Here is a 14,909-nt window from a genome sequence, read left to right as displayed (position 1 = left end):
CAGATCCTCTTTCGAAATGTTTAAACTTATTATAATGAATAGTCTGAATCATTGCAAGACGATGTCAAAATAGTGCACCAAAAGGTAAAAATTGACAGTGCATGAAAATGTTAGCAGGAAGTATAATGCGATTAAAGAGACCGGAAAAAATAAAGAAAAGTTAGAGGTGAGCTTATGGAAGAAGCAAAAATACAGCCGGCAGCGGTCACCAGCAGAAAGCTGCCAAAAGAGTTCCAGTATTATTTTATCTTTATGGGGCCGGCAATCCTGCTGTTTTCATCGCTGTTCGTCATTCCGTTTTTTGGAGAAATCTATTACTCCTTTACTAACTGGAATGGAATTGATCAGACGTATGGGATGGTGGGGATCAACAATTACTTCCGGACATTTCAGGACAAGGGATATTGGAAATCAGTATGGTTTACCATCCGGTTCTCCGCTCTTTCGGTATTGTTTTCCAACCTGATTGCATTTTGCTGGGCCTATATTCTGTCGAAGCCCATCCCATTCAGAAATTTCTGGAGGGCTGTCATTTTCCTCCCGCGTATCATCGGAGGTGTGGTATTGGGATATTTATGGAGATTCATCTTTCAGAATGCATTTGTGCAGTTTGGACAGGCCACCGGGCTTTCCTGGTTTTCCCAAAACTGGTTTACGACTCCGGAGTCGTCCTTTACCGCTCTGGTCATTGTATTTACCTGGACGCTCTCCGGCTATCTGATGCTGATCTACAGTGCGGGCTTTGCCTCAATACCAGGAGATTTACAGGAGGCGGCGATCGTAGACGGGGCGTCACCGCTGCAGGTGCTTAAAAATGTGATCATTCCCATGATTATGCCTTCCATTACCCAGTGCCTGTTTATTGCCATCAACTGGACAATGCTTTTGTATGATACCAATATATCGCTGACCGACGGCAATCCTTACCGTTCGTCCGAAGGCGTTACCATGAATATTTACGCGACGGCTTACCGGTCGAACCAGATTGGCTACGGTGCGGCCAAGTCCTGTATCTTTATTGTCATCATTGTTGCAATTACCATGATCCAGATTTATGCAACCTCAAAGAGGGAGGTGGAGCTGTAATGAAGCGTTCGGAAAAGATAAGAATCGGAGTATCGTTACTCATTCTGGCTGTCAGTGTGACAATCGTCATCGTCCCGCTGTACCTGGTAGTGCTGAACTCCTTTAAGCCATACTCGGAGATTGCGAAAAATATCAGCGCTCTGCCAAAGGAGATTACGCTTATCAACTACCAGCAGGCATGGAAAAGGCTGAATTTCTCCACTGTATTTAAAAATACCATGATCATAGCAGTTTTCTCCAATATCGGCAGCATTGTGTTTGCCGGAATGATGGGATACTGGATCGTGAGGCATCCATGCAGATTCACAAAGGCATGGTATTTGATCATCATCGCGGGCATGTCGGTGCCGTTTCAGGGGATTATGATTACGTTTGCGAAGATGGCGGGATTTTTGAAGCTCACCAACCATCTTTACGGCGTGGTGATCAGCAACTGGGTCTTCTCCATGCCTATGAGCATGTTTCTGACTGCAGGGGCGGTGAAATCAGTTCCGTATGAAATTGAGGAATCGGCCAGGATCGATGGCTGCGGCCCGCTTAAGACGTACTGGACCATTGTATTCCCGCTGATTAAAGGAACGGTTTTTACGGTAGCTTCACTCAATGTCATCACGTACTGGAATGATTACTTAATGACGCAGTTCCTGTTGACGAAAAAGGGGCTCAGGACTCTTCAGATAGCCATGCAGTCTCTGTTTAATGAAGCATTTTTTGCCTGGGACACGGCTTTGGGAGCAATATCTCTTTCAATCCTGCCTTTGTTCATTTTCTTCATTTTTTCGCAGAAACAGGTGCTTGATGGTGTGGCCGCAGGGGCGGTGAAAGGTTAGCGCGTCCGTATGAGAAAACGAAGGGAAAATCCCTTGTTGGTTAAATTATTATTTAGAAGGAGGTATTACTTATGAAGAAAAGAGTGAGTTCTCTGATGTTGGCGGCGGTGCTGGCGGCGATGTCTGTCACGGCGTGCTCCGGGGGAAAAGAATCGGGGACGACGCCTGTCACGACGGCTGCTGCGGAGAAGGCGGCAGAAGAGACGAAGTCGGAGCAGCAGACAGCTGAGACACCTGCGCCCACAGAAGAAAAGGCGGCGGATGGCTCTGTCGATTTGACGGTAACCATGCCGCTGGGACAGTGGACCGACAACTTTGATATTCTGATCGAGGCGTATAAGGCGGAGCATCCGGAGATTGGTACGATTGAAGCAACATTTCCGTCCACCTCGGATTATAATGACCTGCTGAAAGCCGCAGCTGCAGCAGGTGAGCTTCCGGATATCATCGGAACGAATTACGGGGAACCATTTAAGGAATGGAACAACTATATGGCAGATTTAAGCACGGACTTCCCTGCGTATGAACTGTTTACAGAGGATCAGAAGACTCTTGGCACTGTTAACGGCAAGGTTGTGGTGGCGCCGATCTATCTGGAGGGGACGGGAATTCTTTACAACATGGCGCTGCTTGAAAAAGCAGGCTGGAAAGAGGTTCCGAAAACCAGAGATGAACTGAAAAAACTGTGCGAGGACTTGACAGCCGCGGGAATTCAGCCTTTTATGCACCAATGGGCGGAGACAAATCTGAACCTGTTTAACTGGGTAGGACCGACATGGCTCGGCAATAAAGAGAACGGCGGACTCGATTTTATCCAGAAGATGCTGTCCGGAGAGGATATGGATCTGGCAAACGATCCGGAGATGAATGAATTCCTGGATTACTATGACATTGCCATTCAGTATGCCCAGCCAAACGCCACAGCGACTGACAAATGGACGGCCAGAAATGCGTTCTTCTTAGAAGAGGCGGCCATGCTGACCGGCGAGGGAAGCTGGGAGTATCCCAATATCATGAATGTGAATCCGGATCTGATGAACCATATTAAGCAGGATGTGATTCCGTGCTCCAACGATGCGGACAAGAATCATTTACAGATCCAGACCATGTGTGCAGGGGTCAGCAGCCAGTCGAAGAATGTGAAGGCGGCTAAGGATTTCCTTTCCTATATTATATCATCGGAGGCGGCCCGTGTATGGCATCAGGAGACAATGGGAAGTCCGACATCCATCGTGTCTCTGGAAATTTCAGATAAACTTCCGTGTATCGCGGTCGATGTGCTGGATCATGTGGCGGCTGGAAAGGCCAGTGAATCCATGTGGGAGTTCACACCGGCAGTTCTTGCGACTGACCTGGAAGAAATCTGGTCCAGATACGTAAATCAGCAGATATCCAGGGAAGATTTTACGGCCAGATATGCGGAGATATTCAAGGATTATGCCGCTGGAAAATATAACTAAACAGCCATTGGCGCAGGAAAGGATGGAAGACATGGCAATTATGAATTTTGAGGACGCCGTTTTTGAAAAGGCGTACGGCAGTGACGGAACGGTGTGTGTGGAACTTCTGCCGGGCACAGTGGAAGGAATACAGAATTACAAGTATTATCTGAGAGCAGGAGCAAGGGTAACTCCGCCGCGGTATGCGGACAAGGCAGTGGTATTGATCTTCGGAAAGGGGAGGGGATACGTAGCCGGAACAGATGGAGGATTTAAGATTGAAGAGCTTAGCTTCTACGCTCCGGACTTTGAAAACGCGGAGTATTATGTTTATGCTGTAGAAGACATGGAATTTATTATGTGCGCGGCAGATATGAATGACTACGACCGTGTGAGAGCGGGAGAGTGCAGGGTACATACCCCATTTTTCAGAACTGTCAGGCAGTGTTATGGATACGACCAGAGCTGCAAGACAGCCGGAACGTGGTCAAAATCCGTTCTGTTCGGGGATTTTGGGAGATTGGGTAAGCTTACGATCGGTGTGGTTCATGGCGGCGGCTCCGCGGAGGGAGGAACCATAGAAAAGGGCCATGGCGAGGTTCATCAATGGAACTATTGTGTGGGAAATTCCGATTTTACCCTGACCGTGGAGGACGAGAAGGTTCACCAGAAAGCAGGGGACTGGAGCTTTGTTCCGGCGGGACTCGATCATAGTCTGTGTGCGGAGGAAGGCAAAGAAGTGTATTATGTCTGGGTGGAACTCTATACCAGTGAACACGGAATATATCAGACGGAGGGATTTTGATGATGGATAATTTTGTATGCAGGGCGGAGAAGGCCAGGCATGAATATAACGGGTGTGGTTACGCGCAGGAAGAACTTCTGCCGGGAGCTGATGCGGTCAATGCAAAATTTTACCGCTGTTCCCTGCGGGCAGGCTGCAGCGTAACGCCTGAACTGGATCGGGAGAAGATTACCATTCTTATTTTTAATGGAAAAACAGGATATATAACGACACCGTATGATTTATATAACGTAACAGAACCTTCCTTTTTTATTCCGGATTTCGACCGTGTTCCATATACGGTTCACGCGGTAGAAGATAGCGAGTTCATCAGGGCTGTCTTTTCTATGAATCAGTGGGACAGGGAATTCTATGAAAAATGGAATCTGCATCTTCCGTTTTTTAGCAAATATTCGGATGGAGTGCAGTACGATCAGGACTGCAAGGGGCCAAATACAAGGTCTTACAGCATTCTTCAGCCGTTCCAGTTAGGGCACGTATCCATTGGAGTGGTAAAGGCAATCGGGGAAGGGACGGATGAGAAGGGACACGGCCTTCTTCATCAGTGGAATTACTGCCTGGGCAATTCGGACTTTGATTTAACGGTGGAGGAAGAGACAGAGACGCAGAAGCCAGGTGACTGGAGCTTTATCTATGCTGGAAAGGATCATAAGCTTCTGGCAAAGCCCGGGAAGGAAGTCTTTTATGTCTGGGTGGAGTATTTTACGGATGAGGATCTGCAGAAATACTATCTATGCCAGATTCATAATGGAAGCCTGACCGAGGCACAGGACTGACAGGAGGAAGAAAAATGAACGTTATTTCCTACGTGAAGAGAGAAGATATCCTGTTTCATCGTGTTTCTGAAGGCTATTGCCGGGGGGAGATGCTGCCGGGGGCGATGGAAGGAATATTTACGAATAAATGCAGGATCGAGGCCGGCGCACGGGTATGGCCTGCCTGTTACGCAGACCGTGTCACCGCGCTTTTCATCTTTAAGGGAACAGGCCGGATCAGAAGCGGAAGCCAGGTATTTGAAATTACGGAGAGGTGCCTGTTCTGCCCGGATTTTGACCATGAGGAGTATTCGATCGAGGCAGATACGGAGATGGAATATCTGGAGCTTAGCCAGAGGATGAGCGAGGAAGACTGGAAGCATCATGAAATGTACCACATTGTACTGCCGTGGTTTCATACGCATTCCAACTGGCATCTGTACATCGAGGGGTTCCGGGCATCGGAATTAAAATCCTATGCGGTTCTTCACCAGTATTATGTGAGCCGGATGAGCCTTGGAGAAGTGACCGGGCCTGGGGAGGCGAGGCTGGAACCGCACACGCATCCAGAATTGTACCAGTGGTTTTATGGACTTCCAGGGACGGATCCATTCCTGTTTAAGGCTCAGGATGAGGAAGTGGAGGTCAGAGAAGGTGACTGGATCTGCATTCCCAATGAGGTGGCTCACATCGTATCTCCGATGAAGAGCGGGGATTATATCGATTACGTATGGTTTGAGGTTGTGGTACCAGGAAAAGAAATGTGTCCGTATTTTTATTAAACAGACAGGGCAGGCGCGATCTGCCGCACAGAGAAGGAGGGTGCGGCAGAACGGCGCCTGTTTTCCTGTTGTAAACAGGGGAGAAAGTTGTTTTTCGTAATAATTGTTCAGATTCTCGTCAGTATTTGCCAGAATCTGTCAGATTATTATAAGGGTTTATTAAAGTCTTCCGTTTGAAAATCTGTTACAATAGAACCAGTAAAACAAAAAAAGTCTGAAACCAAAAAGAAAGGAGCAGATGCAATGAAAAAAATAAAGGTTACGAAACTAATTAAATGGTTTATCGTTCTGACAATGGTACTCTGTATCTGTTCCGGTTTCGTTGTTGCCGGTAAGGGATACTCCATGTACCGGAACGCGCTGGATCAGATGAGTCTGGCAGATAAAGTTGAGTCCATCCAGGATAAGGAACATTATACGACATTTGAAGAGCTGCCGGAGGTGTATGTGAACGCGGTGGTTTCTGTGGAAGACCACAGATTTTACAATCACTCGGGAATCGATCTCATCGCCATCGGAAGAGCCGTGTTTAATGACTTGCGTGCAGGCAGGTTCGTGGAGGGCGGAAGCACCATCACCCAGCAGCTGGCAAAGAATCTTTACTTCAGCCAGGAAAAGGAGATGACGAGGAAAGCCGCCGAGGTCTTCATGGCTTTTGACCTGGAACGTAATTACAGCAAGGAAGAGATCCTGGAGCTGTATGTAAATACGATCTATTACGGAGACGGATATTACACCGTGGCCGATGCCAGCGAAGGCTATTTTGGCAAGGCGCCGGAAGAGATGAGTCAGTATGAGAGCACGCTTCTGGCGGGAATCCCGAATGCACCTTCCAGATATGCGCCGACAAAAAATCCCGTTCTGGCGGAAAAACGCCAGATGCAGGTGTTAAGACGCATGGAAGACTGTGGCTATTTCTCTACGGAAGAAGCGGAAACAGTGGCGGCACAGATGGTTGCAATCAATTAATCTGATTAACTAAATATTGAAATCACCGGTGTTACTCCAGACTGAAAAAGAGTTTGAGCGGAGCGGCTCCGGTGATTTTTTATGTGCAGTGACAAGCATTGAAAATGGGGAAGAGGAAAAATGACTGGAAGTACTCTGGGAAAACAAGTATAATTGTAGGAGCGTTAAGCAAGGGGGCGTCAAGCGGATCAGGGACAGTCTTCTCTTGTACGAAAATAAAAACATGATAAAATTGTAAACTTTACTATAAAATGCTATAATCGGACATGAGGCTGGAAATGGATTCGTATGGGGCGTGGAGTCTTAAGAAAGCGAGGCCTGAAGTGTGAAGGATTTGCCAGAAGAAAGTAATGCAAGAGAGTGTAATACAAGAGAAAGAAGTGCAAACGCTGTAGAGGAACCGCTTGCCGAGCGGATTGATGGCCGGATTTATATTATGAGGAAGCCGAAACGGTGGCATCAGCGGATTGTCAGAATTTTAAAGGAAATGATTGAGGAGTACCGGAAAAAGAATCCGGGACTCTGTGAAGTGCGTACGGCTCCCTTTGGCCGTACTCTGGCCGGAGGGGGGACGACCTATCTGATCCCTGATCTCTGTGTGATTCTTGACCGTGGAAAGCTGACGGACCATGGCTGCAACGGGGCGCCGGAGATTGTGATCGAGGTGGTAGCGCCGGAGTCCCAGTATATGGATTACCGGATCAAACTGACCAGATACCGGAATGCTGGTGTAAAAGAGTACTGGATCGTGGATCGGGACTGGGATCACGGTTACGTCTATTACTTTGATGACGGTGATATGGATCTGGCCTCTTTTTCCGGTGCGCTGGGGTCCAGGGTGTGCAGGGGACTGGTGTTTGATTTCTCCAGATTAAAACACCAGAAGTAAAGTTTCTGGTGGAAATCCTGCGGGAAATCCGGTATAATTACGGAAAACGAGGAAGCTGATATACGGAAAGGAAGAAACGATTATGGCAGCAGCGGGAAACAAAGGAAAAAGGCTCAGCAAATATGTGGACAATTACGTGGTGTTTGATCTGGAAACTACGGGAATCAGCTCGGTAAAGGATGATATTATCGAGATATCCGCTCTGAAGGTGAAGAATCATGAACGGGTGGAGACCTTTTCAAGGCTTGTGAATCCGGGACGTCCTATTCCGGCAGGGGCCACGAAGGTGAACGGGATTACCGATGAGATGGTTCAGAATGAGCCTGGGCTCGCCCATATCCTGCCGGAGTTTTTAAACTTTATCGGCGGAGAGATTTTGATCGGCCATAATATTCAGTCTTTTGATCTTCTGTTTCTGAACCGCGTGGCAGGCGAGGTGTGTGGGACGGCAGTGCTCAACGATTTTATTGATACGCTATATATGGCCAGAGCATGCCTTCCGGGGCTTTCCCATTACCGGCTTACGGATCTGGCGGAGTATTTTAAGATCAGTTCGGAGGGGGCTCACAGGGCGCTTAACGACTGCGTGATGAACCAGATCTGCTATGAGCATATGGGAAAACTATTGAAGGACGCGGGCCTTCCGGTCTGCCCCAGATGCGGGGGAGAGCTTACAAAACGAAATGGCAAATTCGGACCATTCTATGGCTGCTCCAACTACCCGGTCTGCAGGTATACGAAAAATATTGTTGTATAAGATGTAAGAAAACGGAAAGAGACATGGCGCCTGTTTTGTGATACACTGAAAGAAAAGAGTGAAGCGTGCCGGAAGGCAGGAAAGGACAGGGAGATGGAGGATAAGAATCTGTATAACAAAGTCATGCTGATTGCATTTTGTATTATTCTTGTACTGCTGGGAGCGGGAATGTACAGCCGCAGCACAGCCGCACAGCGGGCCTCGGAGAATTACGTTCCCAGAGGAAACGTCCAGGAAGTACAATTGGAAACAGAGCGTACCGCTGTATGAACACTGTTTTGACATACATAAGGAATATGGCGCCTTACATGGCGTATGCGGTACCGGTCATATGGATCGTCCGCTTAATCGCTGTGCGGATGCTGCGTAAGAGTCACAGGAGCACCACAGTATGTCATGAGGCAGGACTGTGGTGCTTTCTGCTCTTTATGGCGGGGCTGGCATCCATTACTGTCATTCCGCGCAGCGCGGATGGCGGGCTTACCGGTTTTGTGGGGCTGAAGGGATTTTCGAGGATCAATCTGATTCCGTTCCGCATTATTGTGGATTCGTGGAAAGCCCTGTCAGACGGAAACTGGATTTATCCCATGATTAATATAGCAGGCAATATCGTGATGTTCATGCCGGCGGGCTTTTTCGCAGCGCTCCTCTGGAAAGGGGAGTCCTTAAAGAAAGCGGCTTTTGCGGGCTTCTTTTTTTCGCTTACGGTGGAAATCTGTCAGCTGCCCCAGGCGAGGGGGACGGATATCGATGATTTGTGGCTCAACACGCTGGGCGCTGTTCTGGGCTATGGCGTATTTTGGTTGATGAGAAGATACAGACCGCTGTGGATCCCGGGATTTCGGGTCAGAGAGACAACTGGTATGCAGGTTAAAGGAGAGACGAAATGACATTTGAGATTGTGAAGGCGGAGGAGAAGGATTATGAGCTTTTTGCCTCCATTATTCAGGAAGTATATGAGGCGATGGAGCAGAAGGAGTGGTTTGCGGCCGATAATGCGGAGTACACATACGAAATGCTGAAATACAGCAACGGGGTCGGTTATAAGGCGATTCATCAGCCCTCGGGCGCGGTGGCTGGAATTTTACTTACGACATTTCCCGGGGATTCCGAGGAAAATCTGGGGCGAGATATTGGCCTTCCGGAATCGGAGCTTATGCTGGTGGCTCATATGGATTCCGTGGCAATTCTTCCGGAGTACCGCGGTGCAGGCCTCCAGAAAAGGCTGATGCAGCACGCGGAGCAGGAACTGGCAGAACAGGGATACCGTTATTTTATGTGCACGGTGCATCCGGAAAACCGGTACAGCAGGCAGAATATCATCAAGCAGGGCTTTAAACCGGTAAAAACTGCGTTGAAGTATGGCGGTTATCAGCGGGAGATATTTTTACGCGACAGGAGCGAAGGTCTGGATTGACGGATCATCATTTGATGGATGATCATTTGACGGATGATAATAATAAATAGAAATGGAAGTTCGGGTATGGGTGATAAATGGTCGGAAGCCTTTATAAAGGCGTTAAAGGATGGGGATACAGAGCGGGTGAAGCAGATTCCGAAAGCGGACTTACATAATCATTTTGTGCTGGGAGGCAGCAGGGCCTTTATTCGTGAAAGAAAGGGGCTCGTGATTCCTGCGCTGGAAGGCATTCTGGAATCGATGCAGGAGATGGACCGCTGGAATCAGGAGTATATTGGAAAGTATTTTGAAAGCGGGGAAGGGCGGCGTTTCCTCATTGAGGCGGCGTTTGTTCAGGCCAGGGAAGACGGCGTCACAGTCCTGGAGATTGGAGAGGACGTATGGGGGCTGGGGCAGTACTTTGGCCATGATGTGAATGGATTGACAGAGGCATTTTTATCGGCACGGGACCAGTATGCGCCTGATCTTGAACTGCGGCTTGTAATCGGGCTTTCGAGGCACTGTCCGGTGAAATGGCTGCTGGAACAGCTGGAACCGTTCTGGGGACGGCCGGAGTTCTATTCAATCGATTTGTATGGCGATGAGATGGCCCAGCCGATTGAAAATTTTGTGCCTGTTTACCGGAAGGCGGAAGAAAATCATCTTGTACGGAAGGCGCATATCGGAGAGTGGGGAACGGCGGAAGATATCAGGACTGGTGTGGAACTCCTTCATCTTGATGAGGTTCAGCATGGAATCGCAGCTGTGAACTCGAAAGAGGTGATGCAGTATCTCGCAGAGCGCCGGATCAGGCTTAATATAACGCCAACCAGCAACCGGAAGCTGGGGCGGGTGGCTACCTACGAGGAGCATCCGATTAAGACTCTCTACCGGGAGGGGATCGAAGTGACAATTAATTCCGACGATGTGCTGATGTTTGACAGCGATGTATCGAAGGAGTATCAGCGGCTCTATGATCACGGTACCCTTCTGGCAGAGGAATTAGATGAGATCAGGGTGTGCGGGCTGCGGCCTGTGGGCTGAATGAGGAACATTTATACACGGAGGGAGAACACAAATTTTCATCAAACGTTTGCGTGAAATATGATTGACGTTTTCCCTCTTTTTTCGTATACTTTCTATAACGGCTGACTGAAGTCACCACCCTGAAACAGAATGGTTGCAGGCATAAGAAATGCATGGCATTGGATGAAAGCAAATATAGATAAAATATGACAATACTACGTTACGGATGAAATATGACAATTTCTGTTTTTTGCACTCTGGACTCAGAATGTTGATTGAAATAATAGTATGATTGCGTAACGGTACAATAGCGGAAGTTTATAACAATACAACCGATATAGGAATCGCAGTAACCGGGGTACCGGTCAGCAGAGCAGAAGTGAATAGAATGATGATCAGATACCAGGAAGGTATGAGTATTCCCAAGGAGTACGCCTGAACCTGGTATTTTTATTTTGCAGATCATTCCTTTAGGATAGTACGCGAAAACGTCTGCGCCAAAGGCCTTACGCCGTATCTAAAACCGCTGCTGCATCTCCTGTTATGCTTGGTCTGTTATATTTTATGAGCCTTTGCCGGCAGAAAACAGGAAGGGAAAGAAAGATGAAAAAAAGAGGATGGAAACTGAAAACAGCGGTTTTATTGGCTGCGGCAGCGATTGTGATTACTGGATGCAGTGCCGGTAAGAGTCAGGAAGCAACGGGGACGGAAGGAAAGGAAGAGCGCACGGAGCAGAGTGCGGCGGGCGGTACAGAGAGTAAGACCGAAGGAACAGGCGCGGGTAAAGACAGCGTAATCGTGGTGATGGGGCCCAGCTCGGAGCCGGAGGCGGGATTTGACCCGGCTTATGGCTGGGGTGCGGGAGAACACGTGCATGAGCCGCTGATTCAGAGTACGCTGACCGTGACGACAGCGGATTTAAAGATTGATTACGACCTTGCTACAGATATGAGCGTCAGCGATGACGGACTTACCTGGACCGTGAAGATTCGGGATGGCGTCTCCTTTACCGACGGAGAGAAGCTGACTGCGAAGGATGTGGCATTTACATATAATACGCTGAAGAGTACGAGCTCAGTCAATGATTTTACCATGCTGGACTCCGTCCAGGCGGTGGACGACACGACCGTGGTTTTCCACATGAAACGGGCCTATTCGATCTGGCCGTATACCATGGCAATCGTGGGAATCGTTCCGGAGCATGCGTATGGCGCTGATTACGGAGAGCACCCGATCGGTTCCGGCCGCTATATAATGAAGCAGTGGGACAGAGGACAGCAGGTGATATTTGAGGCAAATCCCGACTATTACGGGGAAGCGCCGAAGATGAAAAAGGTGACTGTGCTGTTTATGGAAGAGGACGCGGCATTTGCGGCGGTGCAGTCCGGACAGGTGGATCTTGCCTATACTGCGGCTTCTTATTCGGATCAGACCATTTCCGGCTATGATCTGCTTTCCTTCGAGACAGTGGACAACCGCGGCTTCAATCTTCCGGCTATAGCAGCGGGAGGCAGCGATGCCAACGGAAATCCCATTGGCAACGATTTTACCTCAGATGTGCGTGTGAGACGGGCCATCAATATCGCTATCGACAGAGACGAGATGATTGAAAATGTGTTGAGTGGTTACGGAAGCCCGGCCTACAGTGTCTGCGACAAGATGCCGTGGTACAATAACGCGGCAGAAACAAAGTATGACGCAAATGGCGCGAAGGCGCTCTTAGAGGAAGCCGGATGGACAGAAGGAAATGACGGAATCAGGGAAAAGGACGGCAAAAAGGCTGGCTTTACGCTGATGTATCCGGCCGGGGATTCTGTGAGACAGGCTCTTGCCGCAGATACGGCAAACCAGCTGAAGGAGATCGGCATCGACGTAAAGACTGAAGGCGTGGGCTGGGATACCGCCTATGACCGCGCGCAGGCAGAACCGCTGATGTGGGGCTGGGGAGCACATACGCCGATGGAGCTTTATAATATTTACCACACCATGAAGGACACAGGGCTGGCGGAATACTCTCCATACGGCAATGAATCCGTGGACCGCTATATGGATGAAGCACTGGCAAGCAGCAGCCTCGAGGAGTCTTATGAGCTGTGGAAGAAAGCGCAGTGGGACGGAGAGACCGGTATTACGGAACAGGGCGATATTCCGTGGATCTGGCTCGTCAATATTGATCACCTTTACTGGGCGAAATCTGATCTGGCTGTGGCAGAGCAGAAGCTGCATCCTCACGGTCACGGATGGTCTATTGTAAATAACGTGGATCAGTGGAGCTGGAAGTAAGCAGTAAGAGTAAAAGAAAATAAAATAAAAGTAAAAGGAAATTCAGGAGGCGTACGGCATTGGAAAAAAGTGTGCCATGGTTTATTCTAAAAAATTTAATACGGATGGCAGTACTTCTGCTGTTGGTGAGTGCGGCGGCCTTTTTCCTGGTGTCGGCGTCTCCTCTTGATCCGCTTAAGACGAATGTAGGGCAGACTGCGCTGGGATCCATGAGCCAGGAGCAGATTGCGAAGCTGGAGGAATACTGGGGGATGAATACCCCGCCGCTTAAGCGGTTTGTCTCCTGGGCCATGGATTTTTCGGGGTGATATGGGGACATCCTCGCTTTACCGTCAGCCGGTGGCCCATGTGATCTCAGTGAAGCTGAAGGATTCCTTGTGGCTCATGGGAACTGCCTGGCTGATATCCGGTGCGGCAGGATTGCTGCTCGGAGTGGCGGCGGGGGCGAACCGCGGAAAGACGGTGGATAAGGTGATTACCGGGTACGCGCTGGTGACCGCCAGCACACCGGCATTCTGGCTGGCGCTGGTGCTGCTCATGATCTTCGCCGTATGGCTGAAGGTGCTTCCGATCGGTTTCAGTGTTCCGATCGGAGTGGAGGCCGCCGGAGTTACTGTTTCCGACAGAATCGCTCATGGTATTCTGCCGGCTTTGACGCTTTCCATTACCGGACTGTCTAACATCATACTGCATACCAGGGAGAAGATGGCCGAGGCCATGGAAAGCGATTACGTGCTGTTTGCAAAGGCAAGAGGCGAGTCCGGGGGGCAGATTATTCTGCGTCACGGTCTCCGCAATATCATACTGCCTGCCATGACTTTGCAGTTTGCCTCGATCAGTGAAATTTTCGGGGGCTCCGTTCTGGTGGAGCAGGTATTCTCTTATCCGGGAATCGGACAGGCGGCTGTGACGGCCGGACTGGGAGGAGATGTTCCGCTGCTTCTGGGAATTACCGTGATCAGCGCGGCGATTGTATTTGCAGGGAATTTCACCGCCAATGTGCTTTACGGTGTCGTGGATCCAAGAATCAGAAGAGGGAGGGCAAAGGCATGAACAGGAGGAAGATGACAATTTTTCTCGCGGGCCTGTCGATTCTGATGCTGGCGGCAATTACGGTGGCAGGCCAGCTCCTTTCGGAGGCTGCCATGGTGACGGATTTTTCCAGAAAGAATCTGGCGCCCTGTCTCTCTTATCCATTTGGAACGGACTGGATGGGAAGAGACATGTTTGTCCGTACCATAACGGGACTTTCCATGAGCATACGGATCGGACTTCTGACGGCGGCCATCAGCGCGGTGATTGCATTTCTCATGGGAATTCTGGCCGCGACCATGGGGAAAATCGCGGCTGGCCTGATCATTGGGCTCATCGATCTGGTTATGGGAATTCCTCATATCCTTTTGCTGGTGCTCATATCCTTTGCACTGGGAAAGGGATTTTGGGGTGTTGTGACCGGAATTGCGCTGACGCACTGGACCTCCCTTGCACGCCTGATCCGCGGAGAGGTTCTGCAGCTGAAGCAGAGCCAGTACATAAAGATAGCGGAAAAACTGGGACAGGGAAAGCTTACCATTGCGTTGAAACATATGACGCCTCATCTGATTCCGCAGCTGTTCGTTGGGCTGGTTCTGATGTTTCCCCATGCGATCCTGCACGAAGCCAGCATTACATTTCTGGGCTTTGGACTGTCTCCGGAACAGCCGGCCATCGGCGTCATATTGTCGGAAAGCATGAAATATCTCGCTATGGGAAAATGGTGGCTCGCCTTTTTCCCGGGATTGTTTCTGGTCTTTGTGGTGCTGCTGTTTCATTTTATGGGAAGTACCATCAGCCAGCTTTTGGATCCGGCACACGCACATCAGTGAAATATCCGGCGAGAGTCAGATGGA

General features: G+C 49.4%; 15 protein-coding genes and 1 pseudogene. All 16 read left to right on the top strand.

The annotated features are described in order from the left end of the window. Positions 1-174 precede the first annotated feature (174 nt). The 16 genes and pseudogenes from ACLTD4_RS05515 to ACLTD4_RS05440 all read left to right on the top strand — a co-directional run bounded on the left by ACLTD4_RS05515 (position 175) and on the right by ACLTD4_RS05440 (position 14,885). Positions 175-1,086 carry a carbohydrate ABC transporter permease gene (locus ACLTD4_RS05515; protein WP_081034251.1) on the top strand — a complete coding sequence of 304 codons (912 nt, stop codon included), beginning with the start codon at positions 175-177 and terminating at the stop codon, positions 1,084-1,086. Then, a complete protein-coding gene (locus tag ACLTD4_RS05510) occupies positions 1,086-1,916 on the top strand; it encodes a carbohydrate ABC transporter permease (RefSeq protein WP_055656124.1) in 831 nt (276 codons plus the stop codon). Before ACLTD4_RS05515 ends, ACLTD4_RS05510 begins: the two co-directional genes overlap by 1 nt. Before the next feature lie 71 nt (positions 1,917-1,987). Continuing rightward, positions 1,988-3,376, top strand: a complete 1,389-nt coding sequence (locus ACLTD4_RS05505; protein ID WP_117620865.1) for an ABC transporter substrate-binding protein — start codon at positions 1,988-1,990, stop codon at positions 3,374-3,376. A 31-nt stretch (positions 3,377-3,407) separates the two neighbouring features. After that, complete coding sequence (locus tag ACLTD4_RS05500; RefSeq protein WP_147335883.1) at positions 3,408-4,160, top strand: hypothetical protein; 753 nt, start codon at positions 3,408-3,410, stop codon at positions 4,158-4,160. Further along, positions 4,160-4,936, top strand: a complete 777-nt coding sequence (locus ACLTD4_RS05495; RefSeq protein WP_181988605.1) for a hypothetical protein — start codon at positions 4,160-4,162, stop codon at positions 4,934-4,936. The genes ACLTD4_RS05500 and ACLTD4_RS05495 overlap by 1 nt, the downstream gene beginning before the upstream one ends. A 14-nt stretch (positions 4,937-4,950) precedes the next feature. After that, positions 4,951-5,697 carry a hypothetical protein gene (locus tag ACLTD4_RS05490; protein WP_117620863.1) on the top strand — a complete coding sequence of 249 codons (747 nt, stop codon included), beginning with the start codon at positions 4,951-4,953 and terminating at the stop codon, positions 5,695-5,697. A 243-nt stretch (positions 5,698-5,940) separates the two neighbouring features. Then, the gene (locus ACLTD4_RS05485; protein WP_055660867.1) at positions 5,941-6,666 is read left to right on the top strand and encodes a transglycosylase domain-containing protein; all 726 of its coding nucleotides are present in this window, start codon (positions 5,941-5,943) and stop codon (positions 6,664-6,666) included. Positions 6,667-6,991: 325 nt separating this feature from the next. Continuing rightward, complete coding sequence (locus ACLTD4_RS05480) at positions 6,992-7,555, top strand: Uma2 family endonuclease (protein ID WP_412331196.1); 564 nt, start codon at positions 6,992-6,994, stop codon at positions 7,553-7,555. 82 nt (positions 7,556-7,637) lie between these two features. Next, positions 7,638-8,312: a PolC-type DNA polymerase III gene (locus ACLTD4_RS05475; RefSeq protein ID WP_117620862.1), complete on the top strand. Its 675-nt coding sequence runs from the start codon at positions 7,638-7,640 to the stop codon at positions 8,310-8,312. A gap of 93 nt (positions 8,313-8,405) precedes the next feature. Then, positions 8,406-8,582 (top strand): hypothetical protein, encoded by a 177-nt coding sequence (locus tag ACLTD4_RS05470; protein ID WP_002600821.1) that lies wholly within the window; start codon positions 8,406-8,408, stop codon positions 8,580-8,582. A 38-nt stretch (positions 8,583-8,620) separates the two neighbouring features. Further along, on the top strand, positions 8,621-9,202 hold the full coding sequence (locus ACLTD4_RS05465; protein WP_412331195.1) for a VanZ family protein: 582 nt from the start codon (positions 8,621-8,623) through the stop codon (positions 9,200-9,202). Further along, entirely contained in the window at positions 9,199-9,729 is a 531-nt protein-coding gene (locus ACLTD4_RS05460; protein ID WP_117620860.1) for a GNAT family N-acetyltransferase, read from the top strand. Before ACLTD4_RS05465 ends, ACLTD4_RS05460 begins: the two co-directional genes overlap by 4 nt. A 66-nt stretch (positions 9,730-9,795) precedes the next feature. Next, positions 9,796-10,755: an adenosine deaminase gene (locus ACLTD4_RS05455; protein ID WP_117620859.1), complete on the top strand. Its 960-nt coding sequence runs from the start codon at positions 9,796-9,798 to the stop codon at positions 10,753-10,755. A gap of 585 nt (positions 10,756-11,340) precedes the next feature. Next, positions 11,341-13,020: an ABC transporter substrate-binding protein gene (locus ACLTD4_RS05450; protein WP_117620858.1), complete on the top strand. Its 1,680-nt coding sequence runs from the start codon at positions 11,341-11,343 to the stop codon at positions 13,018-13,020. A gap of 104 nt (positions 13,021-13,124) precedes the next feature. Next, positions 13,125-14,073: pseudogene (locus ACLTD4_RS05445) on the top strand (ABC transporter permease). Further along, positions 14,070-14,885, top strand: a complete 816-nt coding sequence (locus ACLTD4_RS05440) for an ABC transporter permease (protein WP_412331194.1) — start codon at positions 14,070-14,072, stop codon at positions 14,883-14,885. The pseudogene ACLTD4_RS05445 and the gene ACLTD4_RS05440 overlap by 4 nt, the downstream one beginning before the upstream one ends. Positions 14,886-14,909 lie beyond the last annotated feature (24 nt).

It is taken from the genome of Hungatella sp. (genome assembly GCF_046966825.1).
This window is presented reverse-complemented; position numbering and strand designations above follow the sequence as displayed.

What these genes read in the sequence shown, in the direction of transcription:
- ACLTD4_RS05510 (WP_055656124.1), top strand. Translation starts at nt 1,086, where the DNA reads ATGAAGCGTTCGGAAAAGATAAGAATCGGAGTATCGTTACTCATTCTG.
- ACLTD4_RS05500 (WP_147335883.1), top strand. Translation starts at nt 3,408, where the DNA reads ATGGCAATTATGAATTTTGAGGACGCCGTTTTTGAAAAGGCGTACGGC.
- ACLTD4_RS05490 (WP_117620863.1), top strand. Translation starts at nt 4,951, where the DNA reads ATGAACGTTATTTCCTACGTGAAGAGAGAAGATATCCTGTTTCATCGT.
- ACLTD4_RS05505 (WP_117620865.1), top strand. Translation starts at nt 1,988, where the DNA reads ATGAAGAAAAGAGTGAGTTCTCTGATGTTGGCGGCGGTGCTGGCGGCG.
- ACLTD4_RS05475 (WP_117620862.1), top strand. Translation starts at nt 7,638, where the DNA reads ATGGCAGCAGCGGGAAACAAAGGAAAAAGGCTCAGCAAATATGTGGAC.
- ACLTD4_RS05495 (WP_181988605.1), top strand. Translation starts at nt 4,160, where the DNA reads ATGATGGATAATTTTGTATGCAGGGCGGAGAAGGCCAGGCATGAATAT.
- ACLTD4_RS05455 (WP_117620859.1), top strand. Translation starts at nt 9,796, where the DNA reads ATGGGTGATAAATGGTCGGAAGCCTTTATAAAGGCGTTAAAGGATGGG.
- ACLTD4_RS05485 (WP_055660867.1), top strand. Translation starts at nt 5,941, where the DNA reads ATGAAAAAAATAAAGGTTACGAAACTAATTAAATGGTTTATCGTTCTG.
- ACLTD4_RS05440 (WP_412331194.1), top strand. Translation starts at nt 14,070, where the DNA reads ATGAACAGGAGGAAGATGACAATTTTTCTCGCGGGCCTGTCGATTCTG.
- ACLTD4_RS05470 (WP_002600821.1), top strand. Translation starts at nt 8,406, where the DNA reads ATGGAGGATAAGAATCTGTATAACAAAGTCATGCTGATTGCATTTTGT.
- ACLTD4_RS05515 (WP_081034251.1), top strand. Translation starts at nt 175, where the DNA reads ATGGAAGAAGCAAAAATACAGCCGGCAGCGGTCACCAGCAGAAAGCTG.
- ACLTD4_RS05465 (WP_412331195.1), top strand. Translation starts at nt 8,621, where the DNA reads ATGGCGTATGCGGTACCGGTCATATGGATCGTCCGCTTAATCGCTGTG.
- ACLTD4_RS05460 (WP_117620860.1), top strand. Translation starts at nt 9,199, where the DNA reads ATGACATTTGAGATTGTGAAGGCGGAGGAGAAGGATTATGAGCTTTTT.
- ACLTD4_RS05450 (WP_117620858.1), top strand. Translation starts at nt 11,341, where the DNA reads ATGAAAAAAAGAGGATGGAAACTGAAAACAGCGGTTTTATTGGCTGCG.